Raw genomic sequence first — 26,983 nt, forward strand, 5'->3', positions numbered from 1 at the left:
AACGAAGAACCGGGCCTAGCGCCCGGTTTTTTGTGTCCGCAGAAAAACGCGCCGTTCGTACAAGCTTCTGACACTGTTCTGTTGTCACTATGTGCCGGGATACATGATTAGTAATTATCTATCGATGCCTACAAGTTAATGAATTTGTGGCTGTCACATGGATGATCAATACTTCCCAGCAAGCCGATTAGCCGGCAGTTTCAAGACTGACAGAGGAAGAAGACCGTATGAGCCAGATCAAAACGCTTACGACCGCCAGTGGCGCACCTGTCGCCGATAACCAGAATTCCCGCTCCGCCGGCCCGCGTGGCCCTTTGCTGCTCGACGATTTCCACCTGATCGAGAAGCTCGCGCACTTCAACCGTGAAAACATCCCTGAACGCCGCGTGCATGCGAAGGGCTCGGGTGCTTATGGCACGTTCACCGTTACTCGTGATATCACTGAATACACCAGCGCCAAGCTGTTCGAATCCGTTGGCAAGCAAACTCCGACTTTTCTGCGCTTCTCCACAGTGGGCGGCGAACGTGGTTCGGCGGATACCGAGCGTGACCCACGCGGCTTCGCGCTGAAGTTCTACACCGAAGAAGGCAACTGGGACATCGTTGGCAACAACACGCCAGTGTTCTTCATTCGCGATCCACTGAAATTTCCTGACTTTATCCATACGCAAAAACGTCTGCCGCAAAGCAATCTCAAAAGCGCGCAGATGATGTGGGACTTCTGGTCGCATTCGCCTGAAGCGCTGCACCAGGTCACCATTCTGTTCTCCGATCGAGGCATCCCGGACGGCTACCGTCACATGCACGGCTTCGGCAGCCACACCTACAGCCTGATCAGCGCTGAAGGCGAGCGTCACTGGGTAAAATGGCACTACAAGACCAAGCAAGGCATCAAGAACCTGGCGCCGGCCGATGCAGCGCGCTTGGCAGGCACTGATCCAGATTACGCGCAGCGTGATTTGTTTGAAGCCATCGAGCGCGGTGACTTCCCGAAATGGCGTGTGTGCATCCAGATCATGACCGAAGCTCAAGCAGCGGCGCATTACGAGAACCCATTCGACGTGACCAAAACCTGGTCGCAGAAAGAGTTCCCGCTGATCGAAGTCGGTGAGCTGGAACTGAATCGCAACCCGCAGAACTACTTCGCTGAAGTCGAGCAAGCGGCGTTTGGCCCAAGCAACATGGTGCCGGGTGTTGGTCTGTCGCCAGATCGCATGCTGCAAGGTCGTGTATTCGCTTACGCCGACGCGCACCGCTACCGTGTCGGTACCAACCACCAGCAACTGCCGGTGAATGCTCCACGCAGCCCGGTTAACACTTACCAGCGTGACGGCTCGATGGCATTCGGCAGTAACGGTGGTGCAGCACCTAACTACGAGCCGAACAGCTACACCGAAGCACCGAAACAAGCTCCGCGTTACGCAGAACCTGCGCTGGCCTTGAGCGGTGCCGCTGATCGCTACGATCACCGCGAAGACACTGATTACTACAGCCACGCCGGTGCGCTGTTCCGTCTGATGAGCGATGAGCAGAAAGCATTGCTGGTCAGCAACATCGCTGGCGCGATGTCGGGTGTTTCCAGTGACGTCGTTGATCGTCAGTTGCAGCATTTCTACAAAGCCGATCCGGCGTATGGAGAAGCAATCGCAACGCTGCTCAACGTACAGCTTAACGAAGTCTAAACGAGAAGCAGAACCGCCCTCATTTGGGCGGTTTTTGCGTTATTTAGGCTGCTTTTCTAAGAATATCTTCGCTTTTATTGCGCTAATCGGGTGACCTTCCGGTCAGCTTGGTTCAAACTACAGACTTTCAAGTAGGGAGATGTAGGGCGATGCAAGGCCACCCAGACGTTATCGATTACCTCAACACGTTGCTGACCGGCGAACTGGCCGCGCGTGACCAATATTTCGTTCATTCGCGGATGTATGAGGACTGGGGGTTCACCAAGCTCTACGAGCGAATCAATCACGAGATGGAAGAAGAAGCAGGTCACGCTGATGCGTTGATGCGCCGCATTCTGATGCTCGAAGGTACGCCGCGCATGCGTCCGGATGACTTGGACGTTGGCACCACGGTGCCGGAGATGCTCGAAGCCGATCTGCGTCTTGAGTACAAGGTCCGCGCTGCCCTGTGCAAAGGCATCGAGTTGTGCGAGCAGCACAAAGACTATGTCAGCCGCGAGATCCTGCGGGTTCAGCTCAATGACACCGAAGAAGATCACACCTACTGGCTGGAAAAGCAGTTGGGCCTGATCAAGCTGATCGGCCTTGAGAACTACCTGCAATCTCACACTTCCTGATTGCAATCGATACAAAAAAGCCCCTGTCACTGATGAAGTGACAGGGGCTTTTTCATGTCTGGCGTTTACGCCCGATCGCGGATCAGCAGCGGTTTGAGGTAATGACCAGTATGAGATTGCTTCATCTCGGCCACTTCTTCCGGTGTACCGGTGGCAATGATCTGCCCACCTTTGGAACCACCCTCAGGTCCGAGATCGACCAGCCAGTCGGCCGTCTTGATCACGTCGAGGTTGTGTTCGATCACCACAACCGTGTTGCCGTGGTCGCGCAGGCGATGCAGGACGTCGAGCAACTGCTGAATATCTGCGAAGTGCAAACCGGTAGTCGGCTCATCGAGGATATACAGGGTCTTGCCAGTGTCGCGCTTGGACAGCTCGCGAGACAGCTTGACCCGCTGTGCCTCGCCGCCGGATAACGTGGTCGCCGACTGTCCGAGCTTGATGTACGACAGGCCGACATCCATCAACGTTTGCAGCTTGCGCGCCAGTGCCGGCACCGCGTCGAAGAACTCCCGGGCTTCCTCGATGGTCATTTCGAGGGTTTCGTGGATGCTCTTGCCCTTGTATTTGATTTCAAGGGTTTCGCGGTTGTAACGCTTGCTCTTGCACACGTCGCACGGTACGTAGATGTCCGGCAGAAAGTGCATTTCCACCTTGATCAGGCCATCACCCTGGCACGCTTCGCAACGACCGCCCTTGACGTTGAACGAGAAACGTCCCGGGCCGTAACCACGGGAGCGCGACTCGGGCACGCCGGCGAACAGTTCACGGATCGGCGTGAACAGCCCCGTGTACGTTGCTGGGTTGGAGCGCGGCGTCCGGCCAATCGGGCTCTGGTCGATATCGACGACTTTGTCGAGATGCTCCAGGCCTTTGATACTGTCGTGCGCAGCCGCTTCCAGCGTGGTCGCACCATTGAGCGCCGTGGCGCTCAGCGGGAACAGCGTGTTGTTGATCAGCGTCGATTTGCCCGAGCCGGACACGCCGGTGACGCACGTCAGCAAGCCAATCGGGATGTCGAGGTCGACATTACGCAGGTTGTTGCCGCGCGCGCCTTTCAGCGACAGATTGAGCTTCTTGTTACGTGGCGTACGTTTGGCCGGCACTTCAATCTTCACCCGGCCCGACAGGTATTTACCGGTCAGGGAATCCGGATGCGCCATGACTTCAGCCGGCGTACCTTCGGCAACGATCTGCCCACCGTGTACGCCAGCGCCGGGGCCGATATCGACGACATAGTCAGCCAAGCGAATCGCATCTTCGTCGTGCTCGACCACGATTACCGTGTTACCGATGTCGCGCAGGTGCTTGAGAGTGCCGAGCAGTCGATCATTGTCACGCTGGTGCAAACCAATCGACGGTTCATCGAGGATGTACAAAACACCGACGAGGCCGGCACCGATTTGGCTGGCCAGACGGATACGCTGTGCTTCGCCGCCGGACAGGGTGTCGGCGCTGCGATCCAGCGACAGATAGTCCAGACCGACGTTAACGAGGAACTGCAGACGCTCGCGGATTTCCTTGAGAATCTTGTCAGCGATCTCGCCGCGACGCCCGGTCATCTTCAGTTCGCCGAAGTACACGCAGGCATCGCCGATCGGCAGATTGGTCACCGCTGGCAATGTCTTCTCGCCGACCCACACATGGCGTGCTTCACGCCGTAGACGCGTGCCACGGCAATCCGGGCAGGACTGGGTGCTGAGGAACTTGGCCAACTCTTCGCGCACGCTCGCCGATTCGGTCTCGCGGTAGCGACGTTCCAGATTCGGCACGATGCCTTCGAACGGGTGTGAACGTTTGACGATATCGCCGCGGTCGTTGAGGTATTTGAAGTCGACGTTCTGCGAGCCGCTGCCGTGCAGGATGGATTTCTGCTGATCGGCCGGCAGATCGTTGAACGGCACTTCCAGGCTGAAGCCGTAGTGCGAGGCCAGTGAGCCGAGCATCTGGAAGTAATAGACGTTACGCCGGTCCCAGCCGCGAATCGCACCTTCGGCCAGCGTCAGCTCACCGTTGACCAATCGCTTGATGTCGAAGAACTGCTTTACCCCCAGACCATCGCACGTCGGGCAGGCGCCGGCCGGGTTGTTGAAGGAGAACAGTTTGGGTTCGAGTTCGCTGATTGCATGCCCGCAGATCGGGCAAGCGAAGCGGGCGGAGAAGATCATTTCTTCGCCCGGCTCATCGTCCATCGGCGCGACCAGGGCGATACCGTCCGCCAGCTTCAGCGCGGTTTCGAAGGACTCCGCCAAACGCTGTTGCAGGTCGGCGCGCACTTTGAAGCGGTCGACGATCACATCGATCGAGTGCTTCTTCTGTTTATCCAGTTTCGGCAGCTCGTCGAGTTCGCAGATCCGGCCGTTGACCCTGGCGCGGACGAAACCTTGGGCGCGCAGCTCTTCGAAGACCGACAGGTGTTCACCTTTACGCTCGCGGATCACCGGCGCCAGCAGCATCAGTTTGCTGCCTTCCGGTTGCGCCAGCACTAGGTCGACCATCTGGCTGACGGTCTGCGCTTCCAGCGGAATATCGTGATCCGGGCAGCGCGGCGTACCCACGCGCGCATAAAGCAAACGCAGGTAGTCGTAGATTTCAGTGATGGTGCCGACCGTGGAGCGCGGGTTGTGCGAGGTCGACTTCTGTTCGATGGAGATCGCCGGCGACAGGCCTTCGATGGTGTCGACGTCGGGTTTTTCCATCATCGACAGGAACTGGCGGGCGTAGGCCGACAGCGATTCGACATAGCGGCGCTGACCTTCGGCGTACAGTGTGTCGAAGGCCAGGGACGACTTGCCGGATCCGGACAGGCCGGTGATGACGATCAGCTTGTCCCGTGGCAGGGTCAGGTCGATGTTCTTCAGGTTGTGGGTACGGGCCCCACGTATCAGGATCTTGTCCAAAGTGGCCTCGCTCGGCGGGCGTCGAAAACGTAGGAGTATACGGCCAAATACTGGATGGATGCACACTATCAAACGAAGGGTTTTTTACCCTGGATGAAGAGAGTTTCATCTATACGCGTCAAAGCGTCGCGATATACCCCGTCTACCGATGGGACTGGTAGAATCGCCGCCGGTTCACACGAGGTTTTTCCATGCACGATCCCCACAGCGAACGCATGAGTGGCAGCGAGACCCGCGCGGCGAGCGGTCTGGCCCTGGTGTTCGCCTTCCGTATGCTGGGCATGTTCATGGTGTTGCCGGTACTGGCGACCTACGGCATGGACCTGGCAGGCGCGACCCCGGCCCTGATCGGCTTGGCTATCGGCGCTTACGGCCTGACCCAAGCGATTTTCCAGATTCCGTTCGGGATCATTTCCGACCGCATTGGCCGTCGTCCGGTGATTTACCTCGGGCTGATCGTCTTCGCGCTTGGCAGCGTGCTGGCCTCTCAGGCCGATTCGATCTGGGGCGTAATCGCCGGGCGGATCCTGCAAGGTGCCGGGGCGATTTCCGCTGCGGTCATGGCGCTGCTTTCCGACCTGACCCGCGAACAGCACCGCACCAAGGCGATGGCGATGATCGGCATGACCATCGGTTTGTCGTTTGCCGTGGCCATGGTCGTCGGGCCTTTGCTGACCCGCGCTTTCGGTCTGTCCGGACTGTTCCTCGCCACCGGTGCCATGGCATTGGTCGGTATCGCCATCATCATGTTCATGGTGCCGCGTTCCACCGGGCCGTTGCAGCATCGTGAATCCGGCGTGGCGCGTCAGGCCTTGATGCCAACGCTCAAGCATCCAGACTTGCTGCGCCTCGATTTAGGTATCTTTGTGTTGCATGCGATGCTGATGTCGAGCTTCGTCGCGCTGCCGCTGGCGCTGGTCGAAAAAGCCGGTTTGCCCAAGGAGCAGCACTGGTGGGTCTATCTCACCGCGCTGCTGATTTCGTTCTTCGCCATGATCCCGTTCATCATCTATGGCGAGAAGAAACGCAAAATGAAACGAGTTTTGCTCGGCGCCGTCCTGACGCTGATGCTGACTGAGCTATTCTTCTGGCAGTTCGGCGACAGCCTGCGGGCTCTGGTGATTGGTACGGTGGTGTTCTTCACCGCGTTCAATCTGCTGGAGGCTTCATTGCCGTCGCTGATCAGCAAGGTTTCACCGGCGGGCGGAAAGGGCACGGCCATGGGCGTGTATTCCACCAGCCAGTTCCTTGGTTCGGCACTCGGCGGGATACTCGGCGGCTGGCTGTTTCAGCATGGCGGTCTGTCGGTTGTGTTCCTTGGATGTGCCGGGCTGGCTGCACTTTGGTTGGCCTTTGCTGTTACCATGCGTGAACCTCCCTACGTGACGAGCCTGCGCTTGCCGTTGTCGCCCGAGGCGATCCGCGAAGCGGGTCTGGTCGAGCGCCTCAAGGCCCTCGTAGGGGTAACCGATGCAGTGATAGTTGCTGACGAAGCGGCTGTTTACATCAAACTGGACAAAGAATTAGTGGATCGCGACACCCTCGAACGCCTGGTGAACAACCCGGCCGGGGCTGCTTGCGAAGCCTAGGAGAACGTTATGGCCCGTGGGGTTAACAAAGTCATATTGGTCGGCACTTGCGGCCAGGATCCCGAAGTTCGCTACCTGCCTAACGGTAACGCCGTGACCAACCTGAGTCTGGCCACCAGCGAACAATGGACCGACAAGCAAACCGGTCAGAAGGTCGAGAAGACCGAATGGCACCGTGTTTCGATGTTCGGCAAGGTTGCTGAAATCGCTGGCGAATACCTGCGTAAAGGTTCGCAGGTCTACATCGAAGGCAAGCTGCAGACCCGCGAGTGGGAAAAAGACGGTATCAAGCGTTACACCACCGAAATCGTGGTCGACATGCAAGGCACCATGCAACTGCTCGGCGGCCGTCCACAACAGGGCGACCAACAAGGCGGTGGCAACAACTACCAGCAGTCGGCTCCGGCTCCACGTCAGCAGGCACCGCGTCCGCAGCAGTCGGCTCCACAGCAGCGTTCGGCCCCGGCTCCACAGCAGGCCGCACCGCAACCGGCTCCGGATTTCGACAGCTTTGATGACGATATCCCGTTCTGATTTGTCGCTGCACCCGTTCTAAGTAAAAAGGCCCGTCGCTGAAGCGACGGGCCTTTTTTGTGGGGCTTTTTTTCGTCTGCGGTTATCCCAAATCCCACAGGGATATCAGTGGTTCAGTCGAGGATCAGGTGCGGCAGAAAGCGGCTGGAATCTTTGGTGATCAGGCTGTTGTCTTCCCGTACACCAATCCCCGCAGCCTGATCGCCAATCACCCAGGAACCGATCAGCGTGTAGCTGTCGCCGAATTTCGGCAGCGGTGCAAATTCCTGCAGGATAAATGGCGCATCCGTGTAGGGCCCATCCTCTTTGACGATCAGACCGTCTGCCGTTTGCAGCTCAATGTTGGCGCCTTCGCGGGAGAAGTACGGCTTGCGTACCCATCCCTTGGGCACGGCGCTGGCCGGATTCGGATCGAGATGCGCCGCCAGCAGATTCGGATGGCCCTGGTGCAGCTCCCACAGTAGCGGCAACGCGCCCTTGTTCGACAGGATCGCCTTCCACGCCGGTTCGAAAAACTGCGTATCGCACTCGGCAATCGCCGCGCCGAACGGCTCGTGGAAGATGAATTCCCAGGCGTGCAGCTTGAACAGGTGCGGGATCCAGCGATCTTCCAGGTCGACGAAACGCCCTTCAGCGGTCAAACCGATGTCTTCGATATCGATGTGCCGTGATTCGATGCCGACCTTTTCGGCGATCAAGCGCAGGTAATCCGTGGTGCCCTTGTCCTCGACCGAGTCTCTCATCGAAGCGAAGTAGAACGGCCGCTTCAGTTGCAGCTCGGCGAAGGCCTTATGCAACTGGGTGTCGATGCTGTTGAACTGGTCGGCATGGCGCGGCAGCGTGCCGCGCTCGATGCATTGTTCCAGCCAGCCCCACTGAAAAGCCGCCGCTTCGTAGAGGCTGGTCGGCGTGTCGTAGTTGAGTTCCAGCAATTTCGCCGGGCCGTCGCCGCTGTAGGAAAAGTCCATGCGCCCGTACAGATGCGGATGACCTTCCCGCCAGGACGTGCGGATCATGTCGTAGTACGGCGTCGGGATGCTCAGGCGATCCAGTAGCTCTTCGCTGTTGACCACGCGGTCGACCAGGTCCATGCACATCTCGTGCAGTTCGGTGGTCGGGTCCTCAAGATCGTTTTCGATTTGCGCGAGCGTGAACTGGTAGTACGCGCTTTCGTCCCAGTACGGCTCGTCGTCGATGGTGTGGAACATGAAGCCGAGGCTTTCGGCAGTCTGTTTCCAGTCAGGCCGCTCGGCGCAGAGGATCTTCTTCATCGTCAGCTGCTCGAACGACCAGAACTGCTGCCCCAACCACCCCAGCCGCTGCGGGCACTGGACTGGCTGCCGAAGCCGCCGCGTGACGTCGATGAGGCCACATTGACCGGTTTGCTTTTGCTGCTTTCGTAATCCGTTTGGCTGCGCGTCGTGGTTTCGGCTCTGCGGTACTGCGTCGAGGTGTTGTACGGCTGGCGCGTTTCGCGATCGCGGTAAACCGTGCGCTCGGCGTTGTTGCTCATCGCGTTGCCGATCAGCCAACCGGTCAGCCAGCCATTTCCGCCGCCGCCGCCACCACCGCTGGAGACATGCGAAGTGCTTTGCACATGCTGCGCTGTCGTGTCACCGGCAGGCATTTGAGCATCGGCGATGGCGTCGAGGTTCTGCGCCGGCTCACCGCTCGCAGGCACTTTGAAGCCGCCGAGTTTCGGCACGAAGCGGCCGTCAGAATTCTTTTGGCACCAGTCAGCGGCAAAGTCCGCGTCGCACTTGGCCTTGTCGTCGTACGCCGGGGCAATGCGCCGGTGTTCGGTCAGGGCGGCGACGTAGGCGTTGGAGCAGACATCGGCGGCCACTTCGGCGTCGACGCACTGTTCCACATTCTGGAAACTGCGTGGTTGATCTGCGGCTGCCGCCTGGCCGGAAATGGCCATGGCCACCGAGGCGGCGAGGGACAACTGAACGTATTTGCTGCGTTTCATCTAAGGCTTCCTGCCGATCAGTTGGACGGTGTCATGCACGCGGCGTTGAGCATGCCGACGCTGATCGCGACCGCAGCAACATAGATACCCGAAGCCACTTCACCGTTGGCGATGCGCTGGGAGGTGCCTTTGAGCACTAGACCCGTGGCGAGGAATGCCAGCAGTTGCACCACGGCGGCAATCACTGCCCAGAGTACGAAGTCGAGGACATTGACCGAAAACGCAATCACGTTACTGGCCGGAATCGCGAAGCCGATGATCGCGCCGGACAGGGCGATGGCAGCGGCAACGTTGCCGGAGCGAATCAGCTCGAATTCCTTGTGCGGAGTGATGCGCGTGTAGACGAATTGAAACAGCATGAACAGCAGTACGGCGCCGATGAGATAGACGACGAAACCGACCAGTGCGGTTTTGTTCAGGGAAACGGCCAGCACTTCCAGCATGAAAAACTTCCTTTTTTAAATGGTGCTCAGATCTGTCGTATACAGCGAAATGCCCAGCGAGGTGCTCAGGCTGACGGTGCCTTCTTCGTCCTGTTCGACGGAGAACAGCAGCAATTCGCGGCGATCGGTCAGGCCGGTCTCGCGCGCATAAAGCATTGAGTGATGTTCGATGGTGTAGCTCTCGTCCGGATTGACCACCTGTTCGGTCATCGGCACAAGTTCGGTCTGGCCTTGTTCGGTGCCCCACTCACGGCTGTATTCGACACCGTCGTGGTTGTAACCGGGCAAGCCGATCTGGCTGTCGGGGCCGGCCAGGCGCTGCAGTTCGGCGTCACTGTTGACGGTCACGTAACTGAGGTAGTTGAACAGGGTGACGGATTCGATCTGATCGTCACCGGTGACGTGGATCTGCAGCCAGAAATCCTCGTCGTTCATGTAATAGCGGTGCAGTTTATTGGACTGGCCGAGGTCGACCCAGCCGTGGCTCCAGATCGCCTGATCGAAGGGCACTCGCACTGTGGTCGAGCCATCGAGCAACAGCGCCAGCGTCGTATCGAACCTGACAGCCTTGCCTTGGGCCATGCCGAGTGGGCCACTGGCAACGGTCGGTGTTGGCGCAGCGGTCTGCCAGTTGCTGGTGCCCAGCAAGTCTTTAAACCATCCCATGGGTACGTTCCTTGAAGCGGGTGGAAGTGTTCGTCGGCGAAAAAGCGTCGCTAGTGTACCGGGCTCAGCGGCGAACGACACGCCGCAAACCATGTGGGAGCGAGCTTGCTCGCGAAGAGGGCGTATCAGTCAACAACGATGTCGACTGATACGCCGCTTTCGCGAGCAAGCTCGCTCCCACGGTTTTTTTGCGCAGTGCTTACTGAGCGGACTTTTGCTTCAGACGCTCAAGAATCGCATTGGCGCTGCCTTCGTTCGGCGTGATGCCGGCGTCGCGCAGTTTGCGTTCCAGATCGTTGCCGGTCGAAGCGTCGGCCAGTTCGTCGGCAGCGCTCAGTTCAGCCGCGCGTTGCTGCTGCTTGGCCTGCAGGCGGTTCAACGTACCGACGGCGGTTTCCAGTTTGCCATTGGCGCCGCCGCTGGCGATGGAGGCGCTGACCTGGGCTTTCTGCACGCTTTCGCGGGCCTTGGCCATGTCCACTTGTTGGCGCAGGCTCTTGATGCGCGACTCGGCTTTGCTGATGTCTTTGCGCATGTTTTCGGCGTAAGTGCCGAACTCGTCGCTCTGCTTTTTCTCGACATCCAGCTCGTTGGTCAGGGTCGAAATCGCTTCGGCCACTTCCAGCGCCAGGTCTTCACGGCCGGCGTTCAGCGCCGAGACGGCTTTGGCTTCCAGATCCTTGATCTTGGCGTCGTACTCGCTTACGCGGTCGGCGGCCAGTTTGTGTTTGGCCATGATGGTGACCAATTCGCGACGGGCGTTCGACAGTGCGCTGTCGGCGTCACGGATTTCCTGATCGAGGATGCGCAGGGCCTGTTGGTCGGCAATCGCTTCGCCGACTTCATTGGCGCCGCCGCGCAGTGCGGTGAACAACTTGCTCCAGATGGACTGAGTCATTGGATATTCCCTGTTGATTACTTGAAGAAGTGTTCGAAGGCTTCGCTCGCGCGCTGCACGTTGTCGACCAGAGTTTTCACCTCGGTGACGACGTTGGTCAGGCTCGAGTCGGCGCTGAGGGCGCCAAACATGTTGTAAACGGTCTGCCCGTTCGGCATCGACTCGATACCGATCGACGACAGTGGGAACATTTCCCGGCTGCGCAACACGGCATCGTTGAAGGCGTGCACGTCGCTGATCGAATCGATGTCCACCAGCACGGTGTCGACGATGATCTGCTGGCCGGCCAGAGCGATGTGAATCGGCAGACCGCCGAATTCGTTCATTTCCAGCTTGATGCTGGGTTCGGAGCTCTGGATCAGCGACAGCGTGATCTCTTGCGAAGCCACCTCGTCCAGTGCCTTGAGGGCGTTGAAGAGGCTATCGATGGTCCAGTTGTTGCCTGCGCTCATGTAATTCTCCGACATGAAAGAGCCAGCCAGAATCGGTTGGCGTAGCTGTTGCTCCATTTGCTTGAGCAAGCTTCGGTTTTCGGGAAGCACCCAAGTTTCGTGTTTCACATAACCGGCAGCGGCCAGGCCTGCGCGCATCTGCTTCATATAGAAGCTCGACGGTTTTTTCGCCGACGGTTTCGCGCGCTCTCCCTTGGGGCTCTCTGACTTCGCTGTGGGGGAACGGCTTTTCATGGCAGTGGCTCGGTTATGGACATCTCACGCGTGAGCCACACTACAACCAATTCAAAATGCCATCAATGGCTCACGCGTGAGATTTTTATGACAGACGAAAAAAGGGCCCGCTGCAGCGCGGGCCCGGATTTCTTGCAGGATATTACTCAGCGCGTGGCGGCGAGGAATTCGTCAGTGGATACCACGCTGGCGTAGGCAAAACCCAGCGCTGACATGAACGCGGCGTGGACGTGGGCGGCCGGCACCGTCAGGCCATTGAACTCCAGATCGCGGCTGGCGCAAGCGTCGTGAATCACCGTTACGGCATAACCCAGATCCGCCGCCGCACGGGTAATGCCGTCAACGCACATGTGGCTCATGCTGCCGACCACCACCAGTTCCTTGATGCCTTGTTGGTCGAGGATCGCTTGCAGTTCGGTTTCGCGGAACGAGTTGACGAAGTGCTTTAGCACCACCGGTTCATCGGCACGGTTGAGTACCTTTGGATGCAGCTTGGCGCCCTCGGAGCCCGGGGTGAAAAACGGCGCGTCCGCTGAGGTGAATTCGTGGCGAATGTGTACCACCGAATCGCCGGCCTCGCGGAACGCGGCTATCAGCCGGGCGGCGTTGTCGGCGGCGGCATCAGCACCGGCCAGCGGCCACTTGCCTTGGGGGAAGTAGTCGTTCTGGATATCGACTACGATGAGCGCTTGCTTGGCCATGGGTGTGTCCTCGATGTATTGGCTGGAAGTGGCTTCAGTATTGGTGCTGGCCAGTGATTCGAGGATTGGCCGCACCGACAATAGACAGGGGAAAACTGACAATGGGCGCAGAAAGGGCCGCCGTCGCTGAATTGGGCGTGCTGATCTATCCAGGCGCGCAAATGGCGGCGGTGCACGGTCTGACCGATCTGTTTACGGTGGCCAACCGGATTGCCGCCGAACATCAGGCTGCGCAATTGCCAGTGCTGCGGGTCAGTCATTGGCAGGTCGAAGGTGATCAGTCGCCAACGCGGATTTACGCCAGCCATCCAGGGCACGACAGCGCTTTGCTGGCGGTGCTGATTCCGCCATCGATCGGCGGTTTTTCGGCGGCGCAAATGCCGGTCGGTCTGACGCAATGGTTGCGTGATCAGCATGCCCGCGGTGCGACGCTTGGCGGAGTTTGCGTAGGCTCGCTGCTGCTCGCCGAAAGCGGCTTGCTCGACGGCCGTAGCGCCACCACTCACTGGACCTCTGCCAAGGCTTTCGCCGAGTGTTACCCGAAAATCAAGCTCATGGCTGATGCGCCGATTGTCGATGACGGCGACCTGATCACCACGGCCGGATTGATGGCTTGGTCGGAACTCGGATTACGCCTGGTCGACAGGTTGCTCGGACCGAGCATCGCCACCAGCACCGCGCGCTTTCTGGTGGTGGAACACAGTGACAGCGCCAGTGAATGCGGCAGCAATTTCGCGCCGATTCTCGGTCATGGCGATGCGGCGATTCTCAAGGTTCAACATTGGCTGCAAAGCACCGGTGCGACGGATGTTTCCCTGGCGGCGATGGCTGAGCGGGCGGGGTTGGAAGAGCGCACATTTCTACGGCGGTTCCGCGCGGCGAGCGGGTTGAAACCGACCGAGTACTGCCAGCATTTGCGGGTGGGCAAGGCACGGGAAATGCTCGAGTTCAGCAATGGCACGATCGATCACATTGCCTGGACAGTTGGGTATCAGGATCCGGGGGCGTTTCGCGCGATATTCAAGAAGATTACCGGACTGGCGCCAAGTGATTACCGGGCGCGGTTTGGTGTGACCCCAAACCCTAAACCGGCGAACACCTAATGTGGGAGCGAGCCTGCTCGCGAAAGCGGTGGGGGCTGTAAGTTTGATGTCGACCGACACGACGCCTTCGCGAGCAGGCTAGCTCCCACATTGAACTCCACAGGACTATAGATCGTGCAAATTGCCGGGGTTTTGCGCGCGGTCGTGCAGATTGAAACAGGCGTGGTGCCAGCACGATTCTGGCAAGTTTCTGATTGGCCTAGAATTTTCGGAGATCGGTCATTGGCCTGATCTCTGCACCTCTCACCGCTACAGTCATCGAACCGATGGAAGGGGGACGCATGACCTCGACACCCCGCAGGAAAATCGTCGTCGCCCACTCGGTGCGTCCCGACGCGCCACAACATGAAGTACAGACCAACAAAGCGCTGGCCCGCTGGCTGGCGCAGATTCTCGGGTGCAAGTTCGGCGGCAGCTATGACGCTGAAAAACACCAGGGTCGTGATCTGTATTTACTGCCGACGCAAACCATTGTCGGCCCGGCCAGCGCTCACGCACTCGGTATCAAGGGACCGGAGGATCTGTGGGGCGGGTTCGTCGAGCACGACTTCATCTGCACCAAAGCCATCAGCCACGGCCTGCGCAGTCATCTGGCGCACGCGCCGCAAGGCTGGTCGCCATTGTTTTCCGAGCGCGTGCGTAACGTGGTCCTTGATGGCCTCAGCGTTTTTGCGCTGGAAGACGCGCGGCCCGCTGCCGAGCACTTACTGTACAACGGCCCGATCCGCTTGAAGCCGGTTCACGCCTGCGCCGGTCGTGGCCAGGAAGTGATCAAGAGCCTTGATGCCTTCGACGACATTCTTGCCCGCCCTGACATTGAAAAACAGTTCAGTGAGGGTGTGGTGCTGGAACAGGACTTGAGCGACGTGGTCACCCACAGCGTCGGCCAGTCATTCATCGGCGATAAGGTGCTGAGTTACTGCGGTGATCAATACTTGACCAAGGATGCCCACGGCGAAGAGGTCTACGGCGGCTCGAATCTGCTGGTGGTGCAGGGTGATTATGACGAACTGCTGAAGTTGAACCTGCCCGACGATGTGCGTCTGGCCATTGAGCAGGCGCAGGTTTTCGACGCTGCCGCCGATGAGGCTTACCCTCGCTTCTACGCCTCGCGACGCAATTACGACATTGCCCAGGGCCTGGACAGCAACGGTAAATCCCGCAGCGGCGTGCTCGAACAATCCTGGCGCATGGGCGGCGCCAGCAGTGCTGAAGTCGCGGCGTTGCAAAGCTTCGTCAACGATCCGGGGATGCGTGCGATTCGCGTGTCATCGGTGGAAACCTATATCGATCAGCCGCTGCCGGCGGACGCCATCGAGGTCTATCGCGGCCCGGCTGAGAACAGCGAATTTCTCCTCAAATACGTAACGGTCAAATCCTATGACGGCTAGAAGCGAAAGCATTCAAATCGACATTGATGATGAACAGATGAGCGGGACCTTTCTCAGTCCCAAATCGAAAGTGCCGGGGGTGTTGTTTGTACATGGTTGGGGCGGTAGTCAGGAGCGCGACCTTGAGCGCGCCAAAGGCATTGCCGGTCTAGGTTGTGTGTGCCTGACCTTCGACTTGCGCGGGCATACCGGCGGCACCGGGATTCCGCTGACCCGCGTTACCCGCGAAGATAACCTGCGTGATTTGCTCGCGGCCTATGACCGCTTGCTCGCGCATCCAGCACTCGATACCTCGGCGATTGCCGTGGTCGGCACCAGTTATGGCGGTTACCTGGCGGCGATCCTCACCTCGCTGCGCCCGGTGCGCTGGCTGGCGTTGCGCGTTCCGGCGCTGTATCGCGACGAGCAATGGCATACGCCCAAGCGTGAGCTGGACAAGGCCGATTTGCGTGATTACCGCAGCACGCTGGTGCGCGCGGACACCAATCGGGCGCTGCATGCGTGTTCGCAATTCACCGGGGATGTGTTGCTGGTGGAGTCGGAAACCGATGACTACGTGCCCCACGCGGCGATCATGAGTTACCGCGCGGCGTGCCAGCAGACGCATTCGTTGACGCACCGGATTATCGACGGCGCCGATCATGCGTTGAGCGAGCCGGTGTCGCAGCAGGCTTACACCTCGATTCTGGTGGACTGGATTACCGAGATGGTTGTGGGCGAGCGGTTGAGCATTATTCAATCAGCATGATTTTTTAATGTTCTTTCGAACGCTATCGCGAGCAGGCTCACTCCTACATTTTGGAATGCGTTCACTTGTAGGAGTGAGCCTGCTCGCGACAGCGATTTCGAATTCAAAAACTAACTCAAGAGGGGTTTTTCTCGATCCGAAGCGCCTTGGCCTTGGCCTCAACCACCAGATACATCACCACCGTGATCAACAACGGCAACAGAAAATAAATCGCCCGATACGCCAGCAATCCCGCCACCAGGCTGCCGCGTGAAGCCTCGTGTTGCAGCAACGCTACAAACACCGCCTCCAGCACCCCAAGGCCCGCCGGAATATGCGTAATGACCCCGGCAATCGCGCTGATCAACAACACGCCCAGCACCAACGGATAATCCAGTTTGCTCGGCAGCAAGGTGAAAATCACCGCCGCCATCAGCGACCAGTTCAACGCGCCGAGCAGTAGTTGCAAGACCGCCATGCGCAATGACGGCAGGTTGATTTCCACGCCGCGGATCGACCACTCGCGGCGTTTGGAAAACTGACAAGCGGCCAGATAGCCGACGCTGATCAACAGCAGCAGAACGCCGATGCCTTGCAGCGCACTGCTGCTGATTTTCCAGCCCGGTGGCATTGTCACCAATCCACTGCTGAACACCACGCCGGCAATGGTCATGTAGCCAAACCAATTGGTCGCCAGGCTCAAACCGAGGATCTTGGCGATGTTGCTTTTGCTCACGCCAAGACGCGAATACAGCCGATAGCGCATGGCGATGCCGCCCACCCACGCGCTCAGATTCAAGTTGAACGCATAGCTGATGATCCCCACCGGCAGAATCTGTTTCCAGGTCAGGTCCTGACGAATGTAAGTGCGGCCGATCAGGTCAAAACTGGCGTAGGTGAGAAAGCTCAGCAAAGTCACGCCAGCGGCGATGATCAACGTGCGCACCTTGAAGTCGGCCAGGGTTTGCAGGACTTCGGCCCATTCGATGCGCGTGGCGAACATCGTCAGCAAGACAATCAGCGCGAGGAAAAACAGCAGGGTCAACGGGCGCTTCCAGCGACTCCATTTCGAATGGGTGGCTGGCGCCGCATGGCCGCTCGGGTGCGCTTCGGAGTGGCTCATGGCGTGTTCCCTCGAAATGGCTTGAGCCGTGGTTTATGTGCTGGCAACCATCCGGCCATCGCCGGGAAATGCCGCAGAAAGTGGAACACCAGAAACCCTACGGTCATGTGCCAGATGCGCCCGCGCGGGGACTTGCTGGCGTCCATGGCTTTGCAGTGGTTCTGGCTGAGGTCGTCGAGGCGTTCGAACAAATGCTGATTGAAAGCGCGGTCGCGGATCAGCACATTGGCTTCCAGATTCAGCGACAGGCTCAGCGGGTCGAGATTGCTCGAGCCGACCGTGCTCCATTCTTCGTCGACCAGCGCCACTTTGCCGTGCAGCGGGCGCTGGCAATATTCGTGGATTTGCACGCCGGCCTTGAGCAAGTAGTCGTAGGTCATGCGCGCCGCCAGTTTGGCCACCAGCATGTCCGGTTGACCCTGCAGAATCAGGCGCACCTCGACCCCGCGACGTGCCGCGTTGCGGATTTCCCGCAGCAAACGGTAACCGGGGAAGAAGTAGGCGTTGGCGATCACCACGCGGCGCTTGGCCCGGCGCAGTACCTGCAAATACACATCTTCGATATCGGAGTGGTGCTGGTCGTTGTCGCGGAATACCAGGCGCACCTGACCGTCGTGGTCATCGAAAGCCATCTCCGCGCGACGTTGACGCCGACGTTGCCACCAGAACCGCGCACGGCCCGGCCGACCACTTTGCAGCAGGGCGAAATGATGGATGTCGGCGACCGCCGGGCCCTGAATTTCCACCGAATAATCCTGCTTGGCTTCGGGGCCGAAATCGGCCAGGTGATCGCCGGAAAAGTTGATCCCGCCAATAAACGCGATCAGGCCGTCGACCACCACAATCTTGCGGTGCAAACGCCGGAACCAGTTGGTGCGAATGCCCAGGCGTTTCGGTGCCGGATCGAAGATTTGCAGATGCACGCCGGCCTCGCTCAGCGCGGTCAGATAACCGGTGCTCAACTCGCCGCAACCAAAGCCGTCGAGGCTGACCGTGGTGCGCACGCCACGCCGGGCAGCGTCGATCAGAATCTCCTGTAACTCGGCACCGACCTTGTCTTCGAAAACGATAAAGGTCTCGAGGAGGATTTCACTCTTCGCCGCGCGCATCGCCTCGAACACACGGGGGAAATACTCCTCGCCGTTTTCCAGTAATTGCACACGGTTGTTGCCCTGCCAGCTGTACTCGACATCAACATGGCCGGGCTCACGGATCGGCGGGTTGATGGCGATCGGTTCCACGGCGGATTTCTCCAGCGGCGCGCTGCTCATAGTTCGATCTCCACCGATAACGGGACATGGTCGGAAAGGTGCGACCAGGGACGGTTGGCCAGGACCTTCGGTTGGCTGGCCTTGAGGTTGCGTACGTAAATACGATCGAGCCGCAGCGCCGGCAAACGTGCCGGAAAACTGCGCGCCGGTTTGCCCTGGTGCTCGGCGAATACTTCGCGCAAGCCGCAGGGTTTGAGTTGTGCATCGGCGCGCTGGCGCCAGTCGTTGAAGTCGCCGGCAACGATCACTGGCGCGTCGTTGGGCAACTCCGCCAGGCGTTGCATGAGCAAATCCAGTTGCGCGTTGCGATGACTTTCGCGCAGGCCCAGATGCACGCAGATCGCATGCACTTCGGTGCCATCACCGGGCAGGCGCAACACGCAATGCAGCAGGCCACGGTTTTCGTGGCCGCTGATCGACACGTCGAGATTGTCGTGGCGGATGATCTGGAATTTCGACAGCAGCGCATTGCCGTGATCGCCCTCCGGGTACACCGCATTGCGCCCGTAGGCGAACTGCGGCCACAGGCTGTCGGCGAGAAACTCGTACTGCGGCATTGTCGGCCAGTTGCTGTAGCGCTTGGGATGATGCTCGTGGGTGCCATGGACTTCCTGCAGAAACACCACATCGGCCGCGACGCTGCGCACCGCTTCGCGCAGTTCCGGCAGGATGAAGCGCCGATTCAGTGCGGTAAAACCCTTGTGGGTATTGACCGTCAGTACGGTGAACGTCCGCACGGACGGCGCAACGACCGAGCCTTCATCGGTGAAGCCGACCGGTTCTGGAATACTCATGCCAACACTCCTTCGCCAGCGGGTTCGCCGGGGGTGGTGGCGAGGTCCTTGTCCAGCTCGAAACGATGCAACAGATCGCGCGCGTCATACGGTGCGCGGACTTTGATGTCGTTGTCGAAATAGCAGAACACTTCACGGGATTTGCGCGCGCGCGGCTTCAGGCGTGGTGCGATCAGGTGCGCGTCTTTTGGTTGCTCGCCGTGGTGCCAGGCTTCGATGCGTTCGGCCCAGCGCTTGAGGGCTGGTGCGGTGTAGCCGCTGGCGTAGAGTTCTTCGGCGCCGTGCAGGCGCAGGTAGACAAAGTCGCTGGTCAGGTCTTCGCGGTACGGCCATTTGTTCGCGGTGTCAGCGATCACCAGCGCGGTGTTGTGGCGCTTCAACAAGCGTACGAACTCGGGGTCGATGAAGCTCTCGTTGCGGATTTCCACAGCGTGGCGCAGTGGTTTTTTACGCCAGGCTTTCATGCTGGCGTGGCCGTACAGGTGAGCGTCGTGTTGATGGGCGAGGGTGGTGGCGGCTTCGGTGTCGTGGGGCAATAGTGCAAGGAAATGTTCAAAGCGCTCAGGCTCGAATTTGAAGTTCGGCGGAAACTGCCAAAGGATCGGTCCGAGTTTTTCCTTGAGTTCCAGCACCCCGGAGGCGAAGAAATTGGCCAACGGTTTTTCGATCTCGCGCAAGCGGCGGATGTGGGTGATGAAACGCGGCGCCTTGACGCTGAAGACGAAGTCGTCGGGCGTTTCGGCGTACCACTGCGCATAGCGCTCCGGCCGTTGCAGGGCGTAGAACGATCCATTGATTTCGATGCTGTTGAGCGCCCGCGAAGCGAACTGCAATTCGCGTTTCTGCGCCAGTCCCTTGGGGTAGAAGTCCCCGCGCCACGGTTCGTAGCGCCAGCCGGAAATACCGATGTGAATCGTTGCCATGCCACCCTCCCGTCGAAAGTCCTCGTGTTGCCGTTATCTTTTGATGACTGCGCACGGTTCGGGAAAGTTTCGATGGCATTACGGACGGTCACACGTCTTTAAGGCAAAGATCAAAAGCGCTCCCCCTCACCCCAACCCTCTCCCCCAGAGGGGCGAGGGGGAAGGGAGCAGATCTTCAGGGTTTTCAGGGTTTGAGTTCGAAAAACAAGGGGGAAGGGAGCTGGTTTTTATGGTTTTCAGGGTCTGAGTTCGACTCCGGACTTTCAGATCGGTGCAGCCGGATCAGGCAACTCGGTCAGTTCCCTCTCCCTCTGGGAGAGGGCTAGGGTGAGGGGGCTCTTGAACTTGCCACACAAAACTTGATCAGTTCCTTACAGGTTCAGCCAAGGGAGATCGGAGTTTTGGGCAAGTTCAGGATCGCTATTCTGCTGGGAGCACTGCTGTTTCTCGGCGCCAGTGAAATCGACGCCGCCGCATTGCCGGGCGTCCCGGCCGCCACCGAAGAAGCGGCCAAACCCGAACCGATTGTGCAGGGCGGGCTGCTCGGTGCGATCAGTTCGAGCATCGATGATGTACAAGACAAACTCGATCTCAACGAACACCTGGTCGATGCCTGGCGCCTGCGCGCTGATCGCGCCGCCGATGAAGTGGACAAACTGGTCAACCAGCCGTCGAATCGCTCGGGCTGGAGCGTCGCCGGGGATTTCCTCTCTTTGTCCGGCACTTGGCTCGGCAGTTTCGCGCTGCTCACCGTGCTCGGCAGCCTGTTGACCAAACGCCTGCGCGAGGGTCGCTGGTTGCGCACCCGTCAGCGTAGTCAGGATCTGATTGGTTACTTGCTGCCTTACACCATTCCAGCGCTGATCTGCCTGCCGCTGACCCTCTACGTCAGCCATTTTCTGCAAGCCTCGGTGGGACGCGCGCTGGCGCTGTGTCTGGCCTACGCCACCAGCAGCGGCATCTTTTCCACCTCGATGTTGTTGTGTGTGGTGGTGATGTTCAACGTCGGCCACAAACGCCCGGCGGCGCGGATCATCCGTAATTACTGCCCGCGACCGCTGTTCCTGATCGGCTTTCTCGCCGCCCTCAGCGATGCGCTGACCAGCCCGCAGATCGCCCGCCAACTGGGCGGCAATATCACCAGCAGCGTCGCGGTATTTACCGGCCTGATCGCCTCGGTGATTTTCGGTCTGCTGGTGATTCGCCTGCGTCGCCCGGTGGCGCATCTGATCCGCAATCGTTCGCTGAGCCAGCGCTTGAAACAACCCTCGTTACAGGAATCGCTGCGAATCTTTTCCGGGCTGTGGTATTGGCCGATCGTGCTGATGGTGCTGGTCTCGGCGGTCAATCTGATCGGCATCGGCGAGGACAATCAGAAAGCCCTGCGCTGCGCGCTGTTCACCACGGTTTTGTTAATCGGCACGGTATTCCTCAGCACGATCCTGCAGCACTTGTTCAAGTCACGAAAGGCCGAAGCGATCCAGCGCAGCAGCGCCTACAAGGAACGATTCCTCAGCCTGTTGCATGCGTTGCTGCGGATCGTCATCGCCATTGCCTTCATCGATATCCTCGGACGGATCTGGGGCGTGTCGTTGCTCGATTTTGCCCAGAGCAGCACGGTCGGAAGAGCAATCAGCAACGCGTTAAGCAGCATTGGTTTGATCTTCCTGGTGACGTGGTTGTTGTGGGTGGTACTCGACACGGCGATCCAGGAAGCGCTGAAGCCGCCGCTCAGCAAACGCGCGGCGCGCCAGCCGAGTACGCGGGTAAAAACCATTTTGCCGCTGCTGCGCAACGCGATCAAAATCATCCTCGTGGTGATCTGTGCGATCACCACCATGGCCAATCTGGGGATCAACGTCGCGCCATTGCTGGCCGGAGCCGGGGTGGTCGGGTTGGCCATCGGTTTCGGCTCGCAGCAACTGGTGCAGGACGTGATCACCGGGCTGTTCATCATCATCGAAGACACCCTGTCGATTGGCGATTGGGTGGTGCTCGATTCCGGGCACGCCGGTACAGTCGAAGGGCTGACCATTCGCACGCTGCGCCTGCGTGACGGTAAAGGTTTTGTGCACTCGGTGCCGTTTGGTCAGATCAAGGCAGTGACCAACCAATCGCGGCAGTTTGCCTTTGCTTTTTTTTCGGTGCAGTTCACTTATGACACGGATGTGGATAAAGCCATCGAGCTGATTCGAGAAACCGGTGATTCGATCCGCGAAGACCCGTTCCTCAAGTACAACCTGCAAGGGCCGCTGGATGTGTTTGGCGTGGACAGGATGGATTTGAACGGCGTGGTGCTGACGGCGCAGTTCCGCACGGTGTCCGGTGGGCAGTATGCGGTGAGCCGGGCATTCAACCAGCGTTTGAAGAAGCTTGTGGATAACAGCCCTGAGGTGCATTTCGCGCAGACTTATCCACAGCAGGTTTTGTTGCCAAAGCGGGAGCAGGAGGGGGAGGTGGTGGCGAGCGAGGTGCCGCAAGAGTCGCGGACTTAACCGGTAGATTTTTTGGTGTTAGTGCTGACCTCATCGCTGGCAAGCCAGCTCCCACAGGGTTTTGGGTGATGCTGGAATAGAAGGCATACCACAAATCACTGTGGGAGCTGGCTTGCCAGCGATGAGGCCAGAACAGTCGCCCTCAATGCCGGATCAGCTTGCTGCGCACCTGCTCCATATCAATCTGATCCAGCTCCAGCCAGAATTGTTGCTTGCCGGCAATCTCCGCCGCTACTGGCAAACCATCGCGATACACCAGCCGATTACTCACCAGCGCCGGCACTTTCACCCCCGGCAATAATGTCCCGGCCAGATTCAGCGGATCAACCCCACACACCGCTACCAGACTGCCGTCATGCGGCCGCCGACGGACTTCGCGCAATAACGGAATCGCCTCAGGCAAGGCAAACTGTTCCCCCGCCAAACCACTGACAAACCGCCCGCCACGAATCTCGCCCCGCGCTTCCAGCCGATGAAACGTACGCAGCAATTCTCGCCAACTCGGCAACCAGTCCGCTTCGCGCTCCAGCAAGCGCCAGAACACCACGCCATAGCGCCGCAACAACGTCATCGCGACGTGCTCCAGCGTCTCGCTGTTATCCACAGCCGCGCCACGCCGCAACAACGCCCAGCGCCCGGCATCGTCCATCCCACCGATAAACGCCCCGCGCCCACGCCTACTGCTGCGCTGCTGGCGCTTGCTTGCCGGGGTGATCAACGCGCGCAGGCCGGCGAAGCTGTCGGCATTCACCAGGCCGGCGCCGACCAGCTCCTGCAAGGCGATCTCCAGCTCGGTGCGCAGCAGGTGCGCTTCATGAATCAGCTCATCGAAAAACAGCGCACCGTGCTGACTCAAAGCGTCAAATACCTTCTGGGTTTTCGGCGAGAGTTCGCTCACTGGGGTCTGTTCGGCCAACGCGCTCCACAAACCGACCTGACTGCGTGGCAGCAACACGATCGGCGTGCTGCGCAATGCCGTGCCACTGACTTTTTGCCGGGCACTGAGGCGCATCCACACCAGTCTGCCGTTGCGGCACAGGTCATCCAGCCAGCTCGGTGAATAGTCCTTGAGACGGGCCGGGAGAAGGTCGCTGTCCCACGCCGAAGCCGCCGCCGCGTAACCTTCGAACTGGCCGACAATCGCAGGCAATACGGCGCTGCCCTGACCGCGAATCGCGGGCGAAAGATGCTGCCAGTCGAACAGAAAGCGCATGAAATCCTGCAACGCCACCGGCTCGATTTCCCGGCGCAGGCGCTTGACCGTGTAGCGATGAATGCGCGCGAGCAGATGCCGTTCGCACCATTCTTCAACGTTGACCTTGGGCGTGAACTGACCGCGCAGCACATAACCTTCGCGTTCCAGTTGCGCGAGGGTTTGATGGACTTGAGCGGTCGGCAGCGCGAGCGGTTCGGCAATCGCGGATAACGGCAGTGGTCCGAAGGCACCGAGGCGTGCGCGGATCACCTCGACCAGTGCTGCATCGAACGTCCAGATTTCAGCGAATCCCGGCAACGCCTCCAGCTCGGGTTGCAGAATCGCCTGTGGATAAAGCGTTTGCAGGCAGGTCAGGCGCTCGCGCGCGAGCCATAAACAATGCTCGGAGTCGATCTGCAAACGGCAGGCGCGCCCGCTGCGGGCCAGGGTTTCCAGCCATGCGCGCCAGCCTTCGTTCGCTTGCACTTCCTCATCGCTGATGCACGCCAGGCTCATCAGCGCCTCATGCATTTCGTCCACAGCGTTCGGCGTCGGCCAGGCTTCTTCACGCACGGCGGCAATCGCGTCCGCATCCAGTGCACCGAGATCATCGGTCGATTGCGGATCGCTCCAGCGCCGGTTGATCACCGCCTGAGTACGGCGTTCTTCCAGCGGTGCGTCGTCGAGAAAGGTGTACGGCCGCGCACTGAGAATTTCAGCGGCGAGCGGCGAGGGCGCCGGCAGGTCGCGGCTGATCAAACGCACCTCGCCACGCTCCATGCGCCGCAGCAGATTGAGCCAGCCTTCGCTGTCCATCGCCTCATGCAGGCAATCGTCCAGTGTCTGCTCGATCAACGGATGCTCGGGAATTTCGCGTTCACCGGCGAGGTTTTCCAGGCAGGCAATCTGATCGGGAAACACGCTGGCAATCAGGTCTTCGCTTTTCATCCGCTGCAACTGCGGCGCAACTTTGCGCCCGCCGGTGAAACGCGGCAGCGCCAGCGCCACCCCGGCGTTCCAGCGCCAGCGCACGCCGAACAGCGGCGCATCAAGCACCGCTTGAATGAGGATGTGCTCGGCGCTGTTGCTGTGCAGGTAACGCCAGATATCGTCGAGTTCAAAGCTGTGGCTGGTGGACAGCGACAGCACGATGGCGTCCTCGCTGGCGGCGGCCTGCAATTCGAAGTTGAAGGTGCGACAGAAACGCTTGCGCAGGGCCAGGCCCCAGGCGCGGTTGATGCGGCTGCCGAACGGTGAATGGATGATCAGTTGGGTGCCGCCGGACTCGTCGAAAAACCGCTCCATCAGCAGCGTGTCCTGCGAAGGCAGGGCGCCGAGGGTTTGCCGGGCGCGAGCGAGGTATTCGACCAGTTGTTCGGCGCTGGCGCGGTTGAGGCCGAGGGTCTGCGTCAGCCAGTCGAGCGCCGGTTGCAGATCGCCGGGGCTGGCACCGAGTAGCTCGTCGAGTTGTGCTTGCAGACGTGCGACAGCGGATGACAATTCATCGCTGCGCCCCGGCGCTTCGCCGAGCCAGAATGGAATGGTCGGCGGCTGGCCGTGGGCATCTTCGACACGCACCTTGCCGGTTTCCACGCGCAGGATCCGGTAGGAGGTATTGCCAAGCTGGAACACATCGCCGGCGATGCTTTCCACCGCGAAGTCTTCGTTGACGCTGCCGATGTTCAGGCCTTGCGGTTCGAGCATGACGCTGTAGTCGGCGTTATCGGGAATGGTGCCGCCGCTGGTCACGGCGGTCAGTTGTGAACCGCGACGGCCACGCAAGGTGCGACTGACGGCGTCGCGGTGCAGGTACGCGCTGCGAATGCCTTGGCGACCGTTGTAGCCTTCGGAGAGCATGCTCAGCAGGGCCTGATAGTGTTTTTCGTCGAGGTCGCGATAAGGCGAGGCTTGGCGGAACATCGCCAGTAAGGCGTCCTCCGGCCATTCCTGACAACTGACTTCGGCGATGATCTGCTGCGCCAGCACATCCAGCGGCGCTTCGGGGATGTGCAGGGTATCGAGCTCGCCACGGCGCACGCAGTCGAGCAGGGCGGCGCATTCGATCAGGTCGTCGCGGGTGGTGGCGAACAATCGGCCCTTGGGTGTGCCGCCCACCTGGTGCCCGGAACGGCCAACCCTTTGCAGAAACCCGGCGATGGAGCGCGGCGAAGCAATCTGGCAGACCAGATCGACTTCACCGATATCGATGCCCAGTTCCAGCGAGGCGGTAGCGATCAATACCTGCAGTTCGCCGCGCTTGAGGCGTTGTTCGGCGTCGAGGCGAAACTCTTTGGCCAGACTGCCGTGATGCGCGGCCACCGCGTGCTTGCCGAGGCGTTCGCTGAGGTGCCGGCTCAGGCGCTCGGCGAGGCGCCGGGTGTTGACGAAAATCAGCGTGGTGCGGTGCTCGCGAGCGAGTTCAGCGAGGCGGTCGTAGACCAATTCCCAGACATCGTTGGCCATGACTGCCGATAGCGGCACTGGCGGCACTTCGATGCCCAGATCCCGTGGCCGGGCGTGGCCTATGTCGATGATTTCGCAGGGGCGCTCATGGCCGACAAGAAATTGCGCCACGGCTTCGACCGGTTTCTGCGTAGCGGATAGACCGATACGGGTCAGCGGTTCGGCGCACAACGCCTGCAGGCGTTCAAGACTGAGGGCCAGATGACTGCCGCGTTTGCCAGCGGCCATCGCGTGGATTTCATCGATGATCACTGTCCGTGTGGTGCCGAGCATTTTCCGTCCGGATTCGGATCCGAGCAGCACGTAGAGTGATTCCGGTGTGGTCACCAGAATGTGCGGCGCCGATTTGCGCATGGCCGCACGTTCTTTCTGCGGGGTGTCACCGGTGCGCACGGCGGTGGTGATTTGCAGCTCGGGCAGACTCATCTGCCGCAGTTGTCCGGTGATCCCTGCCAGCGGGTTTTGCAGGTTGATGCGAATGTCGTTGGACAGCGCCTTCAGTGGCGAGACGTAGACCACCAGCGTTTCGTCGGGTAGACCGTCGGGATTGTCCAGGCCTCGGTGGACGAGGTCGTCGAGCACGGCGAGAAACGCGGTGAGGGTTTTGCCGGAGCCAGTGGGCGCGGCGATCAGCGTCGAACGGCGCTGGCGGATCAACGGCCATGCGCGCGCTTGGGCGGCGGTGACCGTCGGGAACGTGTTGCTGAACCAGGCGCTGACGGCGGGGTGAAAGCCTGCCAGGGCCGCGTCCGTGGGGATGGGCAGATTCATGGCTTAAGTTATGCGGGCGCGGGTGGGAAGATGCAAGTA

At 59.8% G+C, this 26,983-nt stretch carries 21 protein-coding genes; 8 read left to right on the top strand and 13 right to left on the bottom strand.

The window, feature by feature from the left end:
- The first annotated feature begins 227 nt into the window (after nucleotides 1-227).
- Nucleotides 228-1,682, top strand: coding sequence for a catalase (locus ACM6IN_RS22310; RefSeq protein WP_007918446.1), 1,455 nt, complete (start codon nucleotides 228-230; stop codon nucleotides 1,680-1,682).
- Between the two features lie 149 nt (nucleotides 1,683-1,831).
- Entirely contained in the window at nucleotides 1,832-2,299 is a 468-nt protein-coding gene (gene bfr, locus ACM6IN_RS22315; protein WP_007918444.1) for a bacterioferritin, read from the top strand.
- Nucleotides 2,300-2,364: 65 nt separating this feature from the next.
- Here bfr and uvrA read toward each other — a convergent pair whose 3' ends face one another.
- Nucleotides 2,365-5,199 carry an excinuclease ABC subunit UvrA gene (gene uvrA / locus ACM6IN_RS22320; protein WP_414916713.1) on the bottom strand — a complete coding sequence of 945 codons (2,835 nt, stop codon included), beginning with the start codon at nucleotides 5,197-5,199 and terminating at the stop codon, nucleotides 2,365-2,367.
- Nucleotides 5,200-5,390: 191 nt separating this feature from the next.
- Here uvrA and ACM6IN_RS22325 point away from each other — a divergent pair, with 191 nt between their 5' ends.
- Nucleotides 5,391-6,788: an MFS transporter gene (locus ACM6IN_RS22325; protein ID WP_007950096.1), complete on the top strand. Its 1,398-nt coding sequence runs from the start codon at nucleotides 5,391-5,393 to the stop codon at nucleotides 6,786-6,788.
- Between the two features lie 9 nt (nucleotides 6,789-6,797).
- Nucleotides 6,798-7,322 (top strand): single-stranded DNA-binding protein, encoded by a 525-nt coding sequence (locus ACM6IN_RS22330; RefSeq protein ID WP_008081898.1) that lies wholly within the window; start codon nucleotides 6,798-6,800, stop codon nucleotides 7,320-7,322.
- A 113-nt stretch (nucleotides 7,323-7,435) separates the two neighbouring features.
- On the opposite strand, the gene ACM6IN_RS22335 is transcribed toward ACM6IN_RS22330, so the two are convergent.
- The 7 genes from ACM6IN_RS22335 to ACM6IN_RS22365 form a co-directional block, all read right to left on the bottom strand.
- On the bottom strand, nucleotides 7,436-8,593 hold the full coding sequence (locus ACM6IN_RS22335) for a glutathionylspermidine synthase family protein (RefSeq protein ID WP_007917223.1): 1,158 nt from the start codon (nucleotides 8,591-8,593) through the stop codon (nucleotides 7,436-7,438).
- A gap of 2 nt (nucleotides 8,594-8,595) precedes the next feature.
- Nucleotides 8,596-9,294, bottom strand: coding sequence for a DUF1190 domain-containing protein (locus tag ACM6IN_RS22340; protein WP_095114417.1), 699 nt, complete (start codon nucleotides 9,292-9,294; stop codon nucleotides 8,596-8,598).
- A 17-nt stretch (nucleotides 9,295-9,311) separates the two neighbouring features.
- Complete coding sequence (locus ACM6IN_RS22345) at nucleotides 9,312-9,737, bottom strand: DUF350 domain-containing protein (protein ID WP_007917221.1); 426 nt, start codon at nucleotides 9,735-9,737, stop codon at nucleotides 9,312-9,314.
- Nucleotides 9,738-9,752: 15 nt separating this feature from the next.
- The gene (locus ACM6IN_RS22350; RefSeq protein ID WP_007917219.1) at nucleotides 9,753-10,403 is read right to left on the bottom strand and encodes a DUF2491 family protein; all 651 of its coding nucleotides are present in this window, start codon (nucleotides 10,401-10,403) and stop codon (nucleotides 9,753-9,755) included.
- 199 nt (nucleotides 10,404-10,602) lie between these two features.
- Nucleotides 10,603-11,301: a PspA/IM30 family protein gene (locus ACM6IN_RS22355; protein WP_038362095.1), complete on the bottom strand. Its 699-nt coding sequence runs from the start codon at nucleotides 11,299-11,301 to the stop codon at nucleotides 10,603-10,605.
- Nucleotides 11,302-11,318: 17 nt separating this feature from the next.
- A complete protein-coding gene (locus tag ACM6IN_RS22360) occupies nucleotides 11,319-11,987 on the bottom strand; it encodes a YjfI family protein (RefSeq protein ID WP_007917215.1) in 669 nt (222 codons plus the stop codon).
- A 146-nt stretch (nucleotides 11,988-12,133) separates the two neighbouring features.
- A complete protein-coding gene (locus tag ACM6IN_RS22365) occupies nucleotides 12,134-12,688 on the bottom strand; it encodes a cysteine hydrolase family protein (RefSeq protein ID WP_414916714.1) in 555 nt (184 codons plus the stop codon).
- A 101-nt stretch (nucleotides 12,689-12,789) separates the two neighbouring features.
- Here ACM6IN_RS22365 and ACM6IN_RS22370 point away from each other — a divergent pair, with 101 nt between their 5' ends.
- The 3 genes from ACM6IN_RS22370 (at nucleotide 12,790) to ACM6IN_RS22380 (ending at nucleotide 15,930) form a co-directional block, all read left to right on the top strand.
- Entirely contained in the window at nucleotides 12,790-13,791 is a 1,002-nt protein-coding gene (locus ACM6IN_RS22370; RefSeq protein WP_414916715.1) for a GlxA family transcriptional regulator, read from the top strand.
- 281 nt (nucleotides 13,792-14,072) lie between these two features.
- Nucleotides 14,073-15,182, top strand: a complete 1,110-nt coding sequence (locus ACM6IN_RS22375) for a DUF3182 family protein (RefSeq protein WP_414916716.1) — start codon at nucleotides 14,073-14,075, stop codon at nucleotides 15,180-15,182.
- Nucleotides 15,172-15,930, top strand: coding sequence for an alpha/beta hydrolase family protein (locus ACM6IN_RS22380; RefSeq protein ID WP_007917206.1), 759 nt, complete (start codon nucleotides 15,172-15,174; stop codon nucleotides 15,928-15,930). Before ACM6IN_RS22375 ends, ACM6IN_RS22380 begins: the two co-directional genes overlap by 11 nt.
- A gap of 115 nt (nucleotides 15,931-16,045) precedes the next feature.
- Here ACM6IN_RS22380 and ACM6IN_RS22385 read toward each other — a convergent pair whose 3' ends face one another.
- Genes ACM6IN_RS22385 through ACM6IN_RS22400 form a run of 4 tightly spaced genes read right to left on the bottom strand, consistent with a single transcriptional unit; the run spans nucleotide 16,046 to nucleotide 20,020 of the window.
- Nucleotides 16,046-17,032: a lysylphosphatidylglycerol synthase domain-containing protein gene (locus tag ACM6IN_RS22385; RefSeq protein WP_007917199.1), complete on the bottom strand. Its 987-nt coding sequence runs from the start codon at nucleotides 17,030-17,032 to the stop codon at nucleotides 16,046-16,048.
- A complete protein-coding gene (clsB, locus tag ACM6IN_RS22390) occupies nucleotides 17,029-18,303 on the bottom strand; it encodes a cardiolipin synthase ClsB (RefSeq protein WP_007917197.1) in 1,275 nt (424 codons plus the stop codon). Before clsB ends, ACM6IN_RS22385 begins: the two co-directional genes overlap by 4 nt.
- Nucleotides 18,300-19,097, bottom strand: coding sequence for an endonuclease/exonuclease/phosphatase family protein (locus ACM6IN_RS22395; RefSeq protein ID WP_007917196.1), 798 nt, complete (start codon nucleotides 19,095-19,097; stop codon nucleotides 18,300-18,302). Before ACM6IN_RS22395 ends, clsB begins: the two co-directional genes overlap by 4 nt.
- Entirely contained in the window at nucleotides 19,094-20,020 is a 927-nt protein-coding gene (locus ACM6IN_RS22400; protein ID WP_414916717.1) for a DUF72 domain-containing protein, read from the bottom strand. The genes ACM6IN_RS22395 and ACM6IN_RS22400 overlap by 4 nt, the downstream gene beginning before the upstream one ends.
- A 401-nt stretch (nucleotides 20,021-20,421) precedes the next feature.
- Between ACM6IN_RS22400 and ACM6IN_RS22405 the strand changes: the two genes are divergently transcribed.
- Nucleotides 20,422-22,515 carry a mechanosensitive ion channel family protein gene (locus tag ACM6IN_RS22405; RefSeq protein ID WP_414916718.1) on the top strand — a complete coding sequence of 698 codons (2,094 nt, stop codon included), beginning with the start codon at nucleotides 20,422-20,424 and terminating at the stop codon, nucleotides 22,513-22,515.
- Nucleotides 22,516-22,657: 142 nt separating this feature from the next.
- On the opposite strand, the gene ACM6IN_RS22410 is transcribed toward ACM6IN_RS22405, so the two are convergent.
- Nucleotides 22,658-26,944, bottom strand: a complete 4,287-nt coding sequence (locus ACM6IN_RS22410; protein ID WP_414916719.1) for a DEAD/DEAH box helicase — start codon at nucleotides 26,942-26,944, stop codon at nucleotides 22,658-22,660.
- Nucleotides 26,945-26,983 lie beyond the last annotated feature (39 nt).

This window comes from Pseudomonas sp. IT-P395 (assembly GCF_949767675.1).
GTDB lineage: Bacteria > Pseudomonadota > Gammaproteobacteria > Pseudomonadales > Pseudomonadaceae > Aquipseudomonas.

Excerpts from the sequence above, each read along its gene's own strand:
- ACM6IN_RS22310 (WP_007918446.1), top strand. The coding sequence starts at position 228 with ATGAGCCAGATCAAAACGCTTACGACCGCCAGTGGCGCACCTGTCGCC.
- bfr (WP_007918444.1), top strand. The coding sequence starts at position 1,832 with ATGCAAGGCCACCCAGACGTTATCGATTACCTCAACACGTTGCTGACC.
- ACM6IN_RS22325 (WP_007950096.1), top strand. The coding sequence starts at position 5,391 with ATGCACGATCCCCACAGCGAACGCATGAGTGGCAGCGAGACCCGCGCG.
- ACM6IN_RS22330 (WP_008081898.1), top strand. The coding sequence starts at position 6,798 with ATGGCCCGTGGGGTTAACAAAGTCATATTGGTCGGCACTTGCGGCCAG.
- ACM6IN_RS22335 (WP_007917223.1), bottom strand. The coding sequence starts at position 8,593 with ATGAAGAAGATCCTCTGCGCCGAGCGGCCTGACTGGAAACAGACTGCC.
- ACM6IN_RS22340 (WP_095114417.1), bottom strand. The coding sequence starts at position 9,294 with ATGAAACGCAGCAAATACGTTCAGTTGTCCCTCGCCGCCTCGGTGGCC.
- ACM6IN_RS22345 (WP_007917221.1), bottom strand. The coding sequence starts at position 9,737 with ATGCTGGAAGTGCTGGCCGTTTCCCTGAACAAAACCGCACTGGTCGGT.
- ACM6IN_RS22350 (WP_007917219.1), bottom strand. The coding sequence starts at position 10,403 with ATGGGATGGTTTAAAGACTTGCTGGGCACCAGCAACTGGCAGACCGCT.
- ACM6IN_RS22355 (WP_038362095.1), bottom strand. The coding sequence starts at position 11,301 with ATGACTCAGTCCATCTGGAGCAAGTTGTTCACCGCACTGCGCGGCGGC.
- ACM6IN_RS22360 (WP_007917215.1), bottom strand. The coding sequence starts at position 11,987 with ATGAAAAGCCGTTCCCCCACAGCGAAGTCAGAGAGCCCCAAGGGAGAG.
- ACM6IN_RS22365 (WP_414916714.1), bottom strand. The coding sequence starts at position 12,688 with ATGGCCAAGCAAGCGCTCATCGTAGTCGATATCCAGAACGACTACTTC.
- ACM6IN_RS22370 (WP_414916715.1), top strand. The coding sequence starts at position 12,790 with ATGGGCGCAGAAAGGGCCGCCGTCGCTGAATTGGGCGTGCTGATCTAT.
- ACM6IN_RS22375 (WP_414916716.1), top strand. The coding sequence starts at position 14,073 with ATGACCTCGACACCCCGCAGGAAAATCGTCGTCGCCCACTCGGTGCGT.
- ACM6IN_RS22380 (WP_007917206.1), top strand. The coding sequence starts at position 15,172 with ATGACGGCTAGAAGCGAAAGCATTCAAATCGACATTGATGATGAACAG.
- ACM6IN_RS22385 (WP_007917199.1), bottom strand. The coding sequence starts at position 17,032 with ATGAGCCACTCCGAAGCGCACCCGAGCGGCCATGCGGCGCCAGCCACC.
- clsB (WP_007917197.1), bottom strand. The coding sequence starts at position 18,303 with ATGAGCAGCGCGCCGCTGGAGAAATCCGCCGTGGAACCGATCGCCATC.
- ACM6IN_RS22395 (WP_007917196.1), bottom strand. The coding sequence starts at position 19,097 with ATGAGTATTCCAGAACCGGTCGGCTTCACCGATGAAGGCTCGGTCGTT.
- ACM6IN_RS22400 (WP_414916717.1), bottom strand. The coding sequence starts at position 20,020 with ATGGCAACGATTCACATCGGTATTTCCGGCTGGCGCTACGAACCGTGG.
- ACM6IN_RS22410 (WP_414916719.1), bottom strand. The coding sequence starts at position 26,944 with ATGAATCTGCCCATCCCCACGGACGCGGCCCTGGCAGGCTTTCACCCC.